Source organism: Parasphingopyxis sp. (assembly GCF_052168275.1).
GTDB lineage: Bacteria > Pseudomonadota > Alphaproteobacteria > Sphingomonadales > Sphingomonadaceae > Parasphingopyxis.
The window spans coordinates 1-12,348 of record NZ_JBQLZM010000153.1 but is presented as its reverse complement, the minus strand read 5'-3'; the positions used below and the strand labels follow the sequence as shown (position 1 = coordinate 12,348).

The 12,348-nt window shown below is 65.7% G+C and carries 9 protein-coding genes; 4 read left to right on the top strand and 5 right to left on the bottom strand.

Annotated elements, in window-relative coordinates; all coding sequences use genetic code 11:
- A partial coding sequence (locus tag ACTS1X_RS14305) for a 50S ribosomal protein L25/general stress protein Ctc (protein ID WP_442615081.1) occupies positions 1 to 504 on the bottom strand: 504 nt, incomplete at its 3' end.
- A gap of 191 nt (positions 505 to 695) precedes the next feature.
- Between ACTS1X_RS14305 and ACTS1X_RS14300 the strand changes: the two genes are divergently transcribed.
- Positions 696 to 2,795, top strand: coding sequence for a molybdopterin oxidoreductase family protein (locus ACTS1X_RS14300; RefSeq protein ID WP_442615080.1), 2,100 nt, complete (start codon positions 696 to 698; stop codon positions 2,793 to 2,795).
- 30 nt (positions 2,796 to 2,825) lie between these two features.
- Here the strand turns inward: ACTS1X_RS14300 and ACTS1X_RS14295 are convergent, their stop codons facing one another.
- Together ACTS1X_RS14295 and ACTS1X_RS14290 are read right to left on the bottom strand one after the other, a co-directional pair.
- Positions 2,826 to 3,737, bottom strand: a complete 912-nt coding sequence (locus ACTS1X_RS14295; RefSeq protein ID WP_442615079.1) for a TraB/GumN family protein — start codon at positions 3,735 to 3,737, stop codon at positions 2,826 to 2,828.
- 44 nt (positions 3,738 to 3,781) lie between these two features.
- The gene (locus tag ACTS1X_RS14290) at positions 3,782 to 4,771 is read right to left on the bottom strand and encodes a TraB/GumN family protein (RefSeq protein ID WP_442615078.1); all 990 of its coding nucleotides are present in this window, start codon (positions 4,769 to 4,771) and stop codon (positions 3,782 to 3,784) included.
- A gap of 146 nt (positions 4,772 to 4,917) precedes the next feature.
- Between ACTS1X_RS14290 and ACTS1X_RS14285 the strand changes: the two genes are divergently transcribed.
- The 3 genes from ACTS1X_RS14285 to ppdK all read left to right on the top strand — a co-directional run bounded on the left by ACTS1X_RS14285 (position 4,918) and on the right by ppdK (position 10,790).
- Positions 4,918 to 5,781: a glycine--tRNA ligase subunit alpha gene (locus ACTS1X_RS14285; protein WP_442615082.1), complete on the top strand. Its 864-nt coding sequence runs from the start codon at positions 4,918 to 4,920 to the stop codon at positions 5,779 to 5,781.
- The gene (gene glyS, locus ACTS1X_RS14280; protein ID WP_442615077.1) at positions 5,781 to 8,039 is read left to right on the top strand and encodes a glycine--tRNA ligase subunit beta; all 2,259 of its coding nucleotides are present in this window, start codon (positions 5,781 to 5,783) and stop codon (positions 8,037 to 8,039) included. The genes ACTS1X_RS14285 and glyS overlap by 1 nt, the downstream gene beginning before the upstream one ends.
- 90 nt (positions 8,040 to 8,129) lie before the next feature.
- Complete coding sequence (gene ppdK, locus ACTS1X_RS14275) at positions 8,130 to 10,790, top strand: pyruvate, phosphate dikinase (RefSeq protein WP_442615076.1); 2,661 nt, start codon at positions 8,130 to 8,132, stop codon at positions 10,788 to 10,790.
- Positions 10,791 to 10,884: 94 nt separating this feature from the next.
- Here ppdK and ACTS1X_RS14270 read toward each other — a convergent pair whose 3' ends face one another.
- A complete protein-coding gene (locus tag ACTS1X_RS14270; RefSeq protein ID WP_442615075.1) occupies positions 10,885 to 11,880 on the bottom strand; it encodes a type II secretion system F family protein in 996 nt (331 codons plus the stop codon).
- A gap of 21 nt (positions 11,881 to 11,901) precedes the next feature.
- Positions 11,902 to 12,348: type II secretion system F family protein (locus ACTS1X_RS14265; RefSeq protein ID WP_442615074.1), on the bottom strand; the 447-nt coding region annotated here is incomplete at its 5' end.

Here is a 12,348-nt window from a genome sequence, read left to right as displayed (position 1 = left end):
CTCGGGCAGTTCGACCTGCGAAATATGGATCGAATCGCCCACTTCGAGGCCGTCGAGCGCAACGACGATCTCGCTCGGGATGTCGTCGGCCGGGCAGGTGAGTTCGAGCTCGTGCCGCACGACATTGAGCACGCCGCCGCGCTTGAGACCCGGCGAGGCTTCTTCGTTGACGAACGACACCGGCACGGCGAGCGTAACGGTCGCGCCCTTGCCGATGCGCAGGAAGTCGACATGCATCGGGCGATCGGTGACCGGGTGGAACTGCACGTCCTTGGGCAGCGCGTTGGTCTTGCTACCGCCGAGTTCGAGCGAAACGAGGCTGTTCATGAAATGGCCGGTGTGCAGCAGTTTCACGAGCGCGCGCTCTTCCACGTGGATGGGTTCCGGGTCCTTCTTGTCGCCGTAGATGACGGCGGGTACTCGACCTTCGCGACGCATTGCGCGAGAGGCTCCCTTGCCTGCTCGCTCGCGCGCTTCGGCCGACAAAGTCAGCTGATCGCTCATCTGATGTCTCCAAATCGCTGGTTGGTTAGTGTCTCATCGCCCGCCACGCCTCCAGGGGGCACATGGCGGGGAAGCGGGGCCTATACGGGGAGAAGACGGTTTTGGCAAGCGATCTCCGCCGATCGCTTCAACCCGCGATTGTGGCCGGGCCAATTTCCGTATGATAGTGAAATCGGCTCAGGAGAGACATTATGCCGACGGTTCATGCCCGCACCTGCCATATCTGCGAAGCCAATTGCGGCGTGCTGGTCGAGCTCGAAGGCCGAAAGGTCCTGTCGATCCTGGGCAACCCCGATCATGTGCTGAGCCGCGGCCATATCTGCCCCAAGGCCACCGCGCTCGCCGACCTGCAGGACGATCCGGACCGGCTGCGCAGCCCCGTCAGGCGCGTCGGCGACCGGTGGGAGGAAATCGGCTGGGACGAGGCCTATGCGGCGATCGGCGCGCGCATGGCCGCGCTCGACGCCGAGGGCAAGAAAACGGCGCTCTATATCGGCAATCCGACCGCGCATAATTACGGCGTCTCGACCCAGCTTGGCGATCTGCGCCGGGCGCTCGGCGTGCGCGGGCTCTATTCGGCCTCGACGCTCGACCAGATCCCGCACCAGCTCGTCCAGATGTGGATGTACGGCCACAACGCGCTGTTCCCGATCGCCGATATCGACCGGACGCGGACGATGCTGATCGTCGGCGGCAATCCGCTGGCCTCCAATGGCAGCGTCTGGACGGTTCCCGACGTCCGCAACCGGATCAGGGCGTTGCAGGCCCGGGGCGGGCGACTGATTACCGTCGATCCGCGCCGGACCGAAACCGCCAAGATCGCCGACGCCCATCATTTCATCCGCCCGGGTACCGATCCGGCCTTCTTCCTCGCGCTGCTGCTCGCGCTCGACAAGGCCGGGCTGGTCGATCCGGGCAGGCTCGCGCCGATGCTCGACAGCGGGTGGGACACGGCCTGGGAGGCGATCCGGGCCTTCGACATCGCCGCGCTCGCCGCGCATTGCGGCATCGCCGAGACCGATATCCGCGCGCTTGCCGAGGAGCTGGGCGGCGAGGGGCCGTCGATCGTCTATGGCCGGATCGGCGTGTGCGTGCAGCGCTACGGGACGCTCAACCTCTGGCTGATCCAGCTCGTCAACATCGCCACCGGATCGCTCGACGCGGAGGGCGGGATGATGTTCTCCGATCCGCCGGTCGATATCGTCGCCTCGGCCGGCCCGGGCAGTTACGACCGGTTTCGCAGCCGCGTCGGCGACCATCCCGAAGCCATTGGCGAACTGCCGACCGCGACCCTGGCGGACGAGATCACGACGCCCGGCGACGGCCAGGTCCGCGCGCTGTTCACAGTGGCCGGCAATCCGGTGCTCTCCGCGCCGGGCGGCGAGAAGCTCGATGCGGCGCTCGAAAGCCTCGACTTCATGGTCTCGATCGACATGTACGTCACCGAGACGAGCCGCCACGCGGACTATATCCTGCCGCCCTGCGGACCGCTCGAGAAAGACCATTATCCGCTCTTCCTCGGCCCGATCGCGGTCCGCAACTTCGCCTGCTATTCGCCGCCGACCCTGGAGAGAGAGGAGGGGAGCAAGGAGGACTGGGAGATCGTCGCGGAGACAGCCCGCGCGATCGCTTCGGCCAGGGGCGAGGAGGCGCGCAATATCCGCACGCCGCGCGAGGCGCTCGACCAGATGCTGAGGGCCGGTCCGCATGACCTCGATCTCGCGACGGTGGAGGCGGCGCCGAACGGCATCGATCTCGGCGCGCACCGGCCGCGTTTCCCCGAACGGCTGCAAACCCCGGACAAGATGATCCATTGCGCGCCGGAGCTATGCCTTGCCGATCTCGCGGCCTTCGCGGCGGACCTCGACCGGGAACCCGATGGCGCGCTCCGCCTGATCGGCCGCCGCCATGTCCGCAGCAACAATAGCTGGCTCCACAACAGCCGCCGGCTGCTCAAGGGTCCCGACCGCTGCACCGCGATGATCCATCCGGACGATGCCGGCGCGCGGGATATCGAAGATGGCGATCAGGTCAGGGTGGCGAGCCGGGTGGGTGCGGTCGAGCTGGCCGCCGAAGTCAGCGAGGACGTGATGCCGGGAGTCGTCTCGATCCCGCATGGCTTCGGCCATGGACGCGAGGGCGTACGGCTGTCGGTCGCCGCCGAGCGCCCAGGCGTTTCGATCAACGACCTGACCGACCCCGAGGCGCTCGAGCCGCTATCGGGCAATGCGGTGCTCAACGGTACGCCGGTTACGATCGAACCGGTCGAGGCAGCAGTCGCGGCGGAGTAGCCGGGATTGGTTCGTCAGGCTCCAACGGGCCTACTGAACCCTTGTCACCTCGATACCCGCGCTTTCGAGGAAATCCTGCACCGTTTCCTCGCCAGCCAGATGCCCGGCGCCGACCGCGACGAACACCGTACCGGGTTCGGCGAGCCGGTCGCCGATCCAGGTTGCCCAGTTCGCATTGCGGCGGGTGAGCAGCGCTTCGCGCAGCGGTGCGGAGAAGGAGAGTTCGTCGTCGAACGTCATCGCGATCGCCGCTTCGTCGCCGGTTCGCCAGGCGTTCAGCATCGCGTCGAACTCCTCGCGGATATCCTCCGGCGTGTCGATGACGGATCTCAGGAAATGGCGCTGTGCCTCTTCGGGCAAGCCGTCGAAAAAGCCGAGCTGCTCGGCGGGCGTTTCGAGCCCGGTGACGGGGCGGTCGGCGAGCTGGAACACCAGTTCGAGCTGTTCCTCGACGCCGTTGTCGGGATCGAGGCCGAGATCGGCGAGCGTCACCCCGACGAGCATCAGCGAGGCGGCCCAGGTCTCCAGCCCGTTGAGGAAGGATTCGGGAAAGGGACCGCGCTCGATCATCGAGGCCAGCTGCGGCAGCAGTTCGGGATCGACCCGCTCGGCGATCGGTGGCAGGTTGGCCGAGACGCCGAGCCGCATCAGCAGCAGTGCGGCGTCGCTCTGTTCGACCGAGGTCACGGTTTCGAGCACAAGCAGGTCGGACTCTGCGAGCGCCGCGTCGATGGTCGCGTTGCGCCAGGTGAAGCCCTGGGGCAGCACGTGGATCGTGCCGAACAGCCAGATCGTGGTGTCCTCGTCGGCAATGCGCCAGAGCGCCGGGGCGTCGCCCGCGGGGGCGGTGACGCGTACGGGCGCGGCGGCCTGCGGCGTCTGGGCGGGCGCACAGGCCGCGAACAGCAGGGCGAAAAGGGCGGCGAGCGATGCAATTTTCATGGCGACCGCCTATCCGCGATTTGATCGGCAAAGGAAAGCCCGGATCAGTGCGCGCGCTCCACCGTCAGGCCGCGCGCGTCGAGCATCGTCTGCAGCGATACCGAGCCCGCGAGATGGCAGGCGCCGACCGCGAACAGAACGTCGCCCGGCCGCTCGAGCCGGTCGACGAGCCATTCGGTCCAGTCGGCATTGCGCCGGCGCAGCAGGATTTCGCGCAGCTCGGGCGGGAAACTCTCCTCGTCGTCGCATTCGCCGTCCAGCCGTGCGACATCGCCGGCGGCCCAGCCGCGGAGCATCTCCTCCTCGTCGGCCGCGTCGTCCCGATCGATCGTCACCAGGCTCTCGAGCAGCGCGCGCTGGCCGTCCGGCGTGAGATTGCGGAAGAAATCGATCTGCTGCATCGGCGTTTCGACGGCGTCGATCGGCTTGCCCTGGGCGGTGAAGATATCGGTCAGCTGATCCTCGACCCCGGTCGGCTCTTCGACGCCCTCGGGGTCGCCATAGATGTCCTGCAGCGAGGAGGCGATCAGATAGAGCGCGACCACCCAGGTTTCGAGCGCGTCGAGCTGGTCCCCGTCGAATCCCGAATATTTGATCAGCGTATAGAGCGGCATCCGGTATTCGGGCGACACCCGCTCCAGGATCGATACCGGCTTGTCGAGCGTCATGTCGTCGACGATCGACCCGAGTTCCGTGAACACCCCGTCCGCGTCCTCGTCCCGCGTTTCGAGGACGAGTTCGTCGGCCTCGCGGATGATCGCGTCGAGATCGGGGCTGCGCCATGCGAAATCGTGCGGCAGGACATGGTTGGTCCCGAACAGCCAGATGCGCGTGTCGTCGTCGGCGAGCAGCCATATCGCGGGCTGCGGCGCGCCGTCCTCGAGCGTGCGCACCGGCTCGCGCTGCGGCTCGGGAGCCGGCACGTCGGCGCCGGCCGCGGCCGGCAAAAGCATCGCGGCCATCGCCGATAGCGCGGCCAGCATCCTGATCTGCATAAATCTGCCCTTGTCGGTTTCGCCCATCGTCACCGCCATGGCGCCCGCCGTCAACCGTCGAACCGCGGTCGCGGCCGAAACCGCGCTGTGGGCATCCGCGCCAGCCTCTGCTTGACCCGCGCGGCTGCTTGCGCCAATCCGCGCGCACGATTTATTGCAACTGCGAAGGCCGACCCTTGGGCGACATCACCCCGCTCAGTTTCCAGCGACTTATCCTCACGCTCCATGATTACTGGAGCGCGCGGGGATGCGTGATCCTGCAGCCCTACGACCTCGAAATGGGCGCGGGGACCTTCCACCCGGCGACCACGCTGCGCGCGCTCGGCCCCGATCCGTGGAAGGCGGCCTATGTCCAGCCCTCGCGCCGCCCGACCGACGGCCGCTATGGCGAGAATCCGAACCGCCTCCAGCATTATTACCAATATCAGGTCGTGCTGAAGCCGAGCCCGCCGGATATCCAGCAGCTCTATCTCGACAGCCTCGTCGCGATCGGGATCGATCCGCTCAGGCACGATATCCGCTTCGTCGAGGACGACTGGGAAAGCCCGACGCTCGGCGCCTGGGGGCTGGGCTGGGAAGTCTGGTGCGACGGGATGGAAGTCACCCAGTTCACCTATTTTCAGCAAGTCGGCGGGTTCGACTGCAAGCCGGTCTCGGGCGAACTCACCTACGGACTCGAGCGGCTGGCCATGTACATCCAGGGCGTCGACAGCGTCTACGATCTCGCCTTCAACGATGACGGCGTTACGTACGGCGACGTGTTCCTCGACAACGAGAAACAGTTCAGCGCCTGGAATTTCGAGCACGCCAATACCGAAACGCTGTTCCAGTGGTTCAAGGATGCGTCGGCGGAAGCGAAGAATTGCATCGCTGCCGAATTGCCGCTCCCGGCCTATGACCAGGCGATCAAGGCCAGCCATATCTTCAACCTGTTGCAGGCGCGCGGCGTGATCTCGGTCGCCGAGCGTCAGGCCTATATCGGCCGGGTCCGCGACCTCGCGGTCGGCGCGTGCGAAGCGCATATGACGAAGAACGGGTGGAGCGCCTGATGGCCGATTTCCTGCTCGAACTGCTGTCCGAGGAAATCCCGGCCCGGATGCAGCGCAAGGCGCGCGAGGATCTGGAGCGGCTGTTCGCCGCCGAACTCGATGCCGCGGGTCTGAGGGCCGAAACCATCGAAACCTGGTCGACGCCGCGCCGGCTGGCGCTGATCGCGCGCGGGCTGCCGACGGAGACCGAAGCGACGCGCGAGGAGCGCAAGGGTCCCAAGGCCGATGCGCCCGACCAGGCGATCGAGGGCTTCCTGCGCTCGGCCGGGCTCAAGCGCAGCGATCTCGAAACCCGCGATGTGAAGGGCAAGCCGACCCTGTTCGCGGTCATCGACAAGCCCGGCCGCGCAACCAGGGACGTGCTCGGCGAGGCGATCCCCGCGATTGTCCGCGCCTTTCCCTGGCCCAAATCGATGCGCTGGGGCGCGGCCTCGATCAGCACCGAAAACCTGCGCTGGGTCCGCCCGCTGCAGGGCATCGTCGCGATTCTCGGCGAAGATCTCGTCGCCTGCGAGATCGACGGCATCGCCTCGGGTTACGAGACAGTCGGCCATCGCTTCCATCATGACGGCGTCGTCACCATCGGCGGCGCGGACGATTATGCCGAGAAGCTGCGCGCCTGCCATGTGATCGTCGATCACAAGGAGCGCGAGGGCATCATCCGCACGCGCGCCGACGCGCTGGCCGAAGCGGCGGGGCTGACGCGCCGGCAGGATCCGGGGTTGGTCGAGGAAAATGCCGGGCTGACCGAATGGCCGGTGCCGCTGCTCGGCTCTTTCGACGAAAGCTTCCTCGCCGTCGCGCCCGAAGCGATCACCCTGGCGATGCGCAGCCACCAGAAATATTTCGCCTGCCTGAAGCCGGACGGCAGTCTCTCGCCGCACTTCATCTGCGTGGCCAATCTCGAAGCCGCTGACGATGGCGCGCATGTCGTCGCGGGCAACGAAAAAGTGCTGGCCGCGCGGCTGTCGGACGCCAAATTCTTCTGGGAGCAGGACCAGAAAGTGCCGCTCGCCGAGCATGCGCAAAAGCTCGACCAGATCGTCTTCCACGAAAAGCTCGGCACGGTCGCCGGCAAGGTGGACCGCGTCGCGAAACTTGCGCGCTGGCTGGTGGAGGAAGGGATCGTCCCCAATGCCGATGCCGACAAGACCGAACAGGCCGCCCGCCTCGCCAAGGCCGATCTCGTTACCGGCATGGTCGGCGAATTCGCGGACCTGCAGGGTATCATGGGCGGCTATTACGCAGCCAACGAAGGGCTGGACGACGAAGTCGCCGCCGCGATCCGCGATCATTACAAGCCGGTCGGGCAGGGTGACGAGGTGCCGACCGCGCCGGTAACGGTGGCGGTGAGTTTGGCGGATAAGTTGGATACGTTGGCGGGATTCTTTCTAATCAATCAACCGCCGACGGGCTCGAAAGACCCTTATGCTTTGCGTAGGGCAGCTATCGCGATTTCGATGTTGTTGATCGGCGGCGCAACTCGCCTGCCTTTGTTGGTAACCTTTGCCAACGTATATGCCGGTTTTGTCGAGACTGCGACCGATTGGGCTGGTCGCACAAAGTCAGCTGCACAAAAGAAAATTCAGAACGCAAAACAAGCGGTAGGTCTCGATAGCTTCGAAGGGCAAAGCAAGCTGCTTCAATTGGCATCGATGGAACTGGAAGACGTAAAAAAGGAAGCTGAGTCAGCCAAGGAGCTGCTTCTAATGCTCAGTTTCAGCTCTCCTGAAGCGTTGCTGGCTAAGCTAAATGAGATGCTGGCATTCGTTTTTGACCGCCTCAAAGTCCAGCAGCGCGACGCCGGTGTCCGGCACGATCTGATCGATGCGGTGTTTGCGCTCGGCGGGGAGGACGATCTCGTCCGGCTGCTCGCGCGCGTCAAAGCGTTGCAGGCCTTCCTCAAAACCGCCGACGGCGCGAACCTGCTCGCCGGGTACAAGCGTGCGGCGAATATCCTCAAGAAGGAAGAGTGGGAGCCGGTCGAAGGCGACTACCCCCCCGAACCCGAAGAGGCGCTGCTGCGCGAGGCGCTGGAGCGGGCCGAGCCGGAGGCCGAAGCGGCGATCGAGGCCGAGGATTTCGAAGGGGCAATGGCGGCGCTCGCCACGCTGCGCAAACCCATCGACGCCTTTTTCGACAAGGTCACCGTCAATGACGACGATCGCGTGAAGCGCGCATCGCGGCTTCAAATGTTGGAACGGATGCGCGATGCTGTACATCGGGTCGCCGACTTCTCGAAGATCGAAGGCGGATAGCGGGATGCGTTTCGAGGAGGAGGCCTGCCAGGGGTTTATCGGGCGGGCCAGTGTCAACCAGTGTCAACCGAGCGAAGGAAAGCGCCCGTAATGACCCAATATGTGTACCGGTTCGGCGGCGGCGTGTCCGATGGCGGGCAGGGGGACAAGAATCTCCTCGGCGGCAAAGGGGCGAACCTTGCCGAAATGGCGTCGATCGGCCTGCCGGTGCCGCCGGGCTTCACCATCTCGACCGAGATGTGCACGCGCTATTATGACGAAGGCGAAGTGTTTCCGGACGCGCTGCGCGAGCAGGTCGCGGCGGGCATCGCCCATGTCGAACAGGTTACCGGCAAACGCTTCGGCGATCCCGCCGATCCGCTGCTCGTATCGGTTCGCTCTGGCGCGCGCGTGTCGATGCCGGGCATGATGGATACGGTGCTCAATCTCGGCCTCAACGACGAGACGGTGCAGGGGCTCGCGGAAACCTCGGGCGACCCGCGCTTCGCCTGGGACAGCTATCGCCGCTTCATCCAGATGTATGCCGATGTCGTGCTCGGTCTCGATCATGGCGCGTTCGAGGAAGCGCTCGAAATCGCCAAGGAAGACAAGGGGATATATCTCGATACGGAGATGGCGGCCGAGGACTGGGAGAAGCTGGTCGCCGCGTACAAGCGGATCGCCGAGGAGGAACTCGGCCATCCCTTTCCGCAGGATCCGCAGGACCAGCTCTGGGGCGCGGTCGGCGCCGTGTTCGGCTCCTGGCAGGCCGAGCGCGCGAAGGTCTATCGGCGGATCAACGATATTCCCGGCGACTGGGGCACGGCGGTCAACGTCCAGGCGATGGTGTTCGGCAATATGGGCGAGACGTCGGCGACGGGCGTGGCGTTCACCCGCGATCCCTCGACCGGCGAGCGCGCCTATTATGGCGAATGGCTGATCAACGCGCAGGGCGAGGATGTCGTCGCCGGCATCCGCACGCCGCAATACCTCACCAGGGCCGCGCGCGAGGCGGCGAACGCGAAGCCCGCCTCGATGGAAGAGGCGATGCCCGAGACGTTCGGGGAGCTCGCCAAGGTCTTTGATCTGCTCGAAACCCATTATCGCGACATGCAGGATATCGAGTTCACCGTGGAACGCGGGAAGCTCTGGATGCTGCAGACCCGCTCGGGCAAGCGCACGGCCAAGGCGGCGCTCAAGATCGCGGTCGACATGGCGGACGAGGGGCTGATCACCGAGGAAGAGGCGGTGCTGCGCGTCGATCCGGGCGCGCTCGACCAGCTGCTCCACCCAACTCTCGATCCCGAGGCGACACGCGACGTGATCGCGCGCGGCCTGCCGGCCTCGCCGGGCGCGGCGTCCGGCATCGCGGTGTTCGACGCCGATTCCGCCGAGCGGCGCGCGGCGATGGGCGAAGATGTGATCCTCGTCCGCGTCGAAACCAGCCCCGAGGATATCCACGGCATGCACGCCGCCAAGGGCATCCTGACGGCGCGCGGCGGGATGACCTCGCACGCCGCCGTGGTCGCGCGCGGCATGGGCCGCCCTTGCGTCTCGGGGACGGGCAGCGTGGCGATCGATGCCAAGGCCAAACAATTCACCGCGATGGGACGCGAGATCAGGGAAGGCGACACGATTACCATCGACGGCGCGACCGGCGAGGTGATGGTGGGCGAGGTCGAGACCGTGCAGCCCGAGCTCGCCGGCGATTTCGCGCAGCTGATGGAATGGGCGGATAAGACGCGGCGGATGCGGGTGCGCACCAATGCGGAAACGCCGGCCGACTGCCGGATGGCGCGCGAGTTCGGCGCCGAGGGCATCGGCCTCTGCCGCACCGAGCACATGTTCTTCGATGCGCGGCGGATCACCGCGGTGCGCGAGATGATCCTGGCGACGGACGAGGCCGGGCGGCGCGCGGCGCTGGCGAAGCTGCTCCCCGAACAGCGCGCCGACTTCACCGAGATATTCACGATCATGGCCGGCCTGCCGGTGACGATCCGGCTGCTCGATCCTCCCCTGCACGAGTTCCTGCCGCATGGCGAAGAGGAAATGCAGGATGTCGCGGACGCCATCGACGTGTCGATCGATACGCTGCGGCGGCGGGTCAACGAACTGCACGAGTTCAACCCGATGCTCGGCCATCGCGGCTGCCGGCTCGGCGTCACCTATCCCGAGATTTACGAGATGCAGGCGCGGGCGATCTTCGAGGCGGCGCTGGACGTCGCGGCGGAGATCGACGAGGCGCCGATCCCCGAAGTCATGGTGCCGCTCGTCGCCACGCGGCGCGAGCTGGAACTGATGAAGGCGGTCATCGATCGGACGGCCAAGGCGGTCTTCGAGGAGAAGGGCGCGCGCGTCGACTATCTGGTCGGCACGATGATCGAGCTGCCGCGCGCCGCCCTGCGCGCAGGCGAGATCGCCGAATGCGGCGAATTCTTCAGCTTCGGCACCAATGATCTGACGCAAACGGCGCTCGGTGTTTCCCGCGACGATGCGGGCCGCTTCCTCGGCACCTATGTCGACCAGGGCATCTATCCGCGCGACCCGTTCGTCAGCCTCGATATCGAGGGGGTCGGCGAGCTGATCGCGCTGGCCGCCGAGCGGGGCAGGGCGGCCAAGCCCGACATCAAGCTCGGCATTTGCGGCGAGCATGGTGGCGACCCCGCCTCGATCGCCTTTTGCGAGAAAGTCGCGCTCGATTATGTCAGCGCCTCGCCCTATCGCGTGCCGATCGCCCGGCTAGCGGCGGCGCAGGCCGCGTTGCGGTCGTAAGCGTCGACCAAAACGGTCGCGCGCCGGAAAAAAAGGTCCGAGAGGATATAGGCTGACGGAGCCGGGAGAGATGGTCCCGGCTCCGTCGCCCGAATTATTGGCCGATGAAGTTGTCGGAGATCGAGCAGGCCGCGGGCCCGAGGATCACGACGAACAGCGTCGGCAGGATGAAGAGAATCAGCGGCACGGTCATGATCGCCGGCAGGCGTGCGGCCTTTTCCTCGGCGCGCATCATCCGCTCGTTGCGGAATTCGGCCGACAGGACGCGCAGCGCGCTGGCGAGCGGGGTGCCGTATTTCTCGGTCTGGATCATCGTCGTGACCACGCCGCGCACTGCGTCGAGATCGACGCGATAGGCGAGATTCTCGAATGCCTGGCGGCGTTCGGTCAGGAAGCCGAGCTCGATCGCGGTCAGCGCGAATTCGTCGCCCAGTTCCGGATAGGCCTGGCCCAGTTCGCGCGCGACCCGGGTGAAGGCCGCGTCGACCGTCAGGCCGGCCTCGGCGCAGATCACCAGAAGGTCGAGCGCGTCCGGCAGGCCCTTGCGGATCTCGTTGGAGCGCTTGGAAACCTTGTTGGAGACGTAGAGGTCGGGCGCCTTGTAGCTCAGGAGCAGGGTGCCGCCGACGATCATGAATTTCTTGAACGGCGTATAGTCAGCGAGATAGCCGAATCCGTACACCGCTATGGCGAGCCCGCCGCCGATCACGATCGGCAGCACGAGCCGGCCGAAAATGACCGCAACCGCCAGATCCTTGGAGCGGATGCCGGCCTGGGCGAGGCGCTGCTGCGCCTTTTCGAGCTGATCGTCCTGCAGCGTGTTGAGCGACTTCAGGAACGAGCGCATCCGGTCGGTGGTCTCGTTCTTCTGGGTCAGCGATTTGCGCTGGCGCCGCGCCGAAGCGGTGATGCCGGCCTTCAGCTGTTCGCGCCGGTCGTTGAGCGCCTTGACGCGCTTGGCCATCGGGTCGCGCACGGTGGTCGCCGCGTACAGGGCGACGAGCATCGCGAACGTCGCCACCGCCGCGAGCAGAGTCGCGACGAGGAACACGTCGACCCCGAGGATGGTAGGTCCGGCAGCTTCGGTCATATTCTTTCTCGCTCCCGTCCGCTAAATTTCGAAATTGACCATCTTGGCCATGATGAACACACCGATGCCCATCCAGACAAGCCCGCCCATACCGGCGATCATCAGGCGCTCGTCGACGAAGAACTCGCCCATATAGCCCGGGTTGATCATCATGATCAGCCCGAAGACGATGAAGGGCAGCGAACCGACGATATAGGCCGATGCCTTGGATTCGGCGGACATCGCCTTGATCTTCAGCTTCATCTGGCTGCGCTGACGCAGAACGTTGGCGAGGTTCGACAGCGTCTCGGCGAGGTTGCCGCCGGTCTCGCGCTGGATCGCCAATGTGATGCAGAAAAAGTTGAATTCGGGCGTGCCGAGGCGTTTTGCGGTGCCTTCGAGCGCCTCGTCCATCGTCTTGCCGATCTTCATCTTGTCGACCACGTTGGCGAATTCCGTGCCGACCGGCTCGGGAACCTCGCTCGCGAC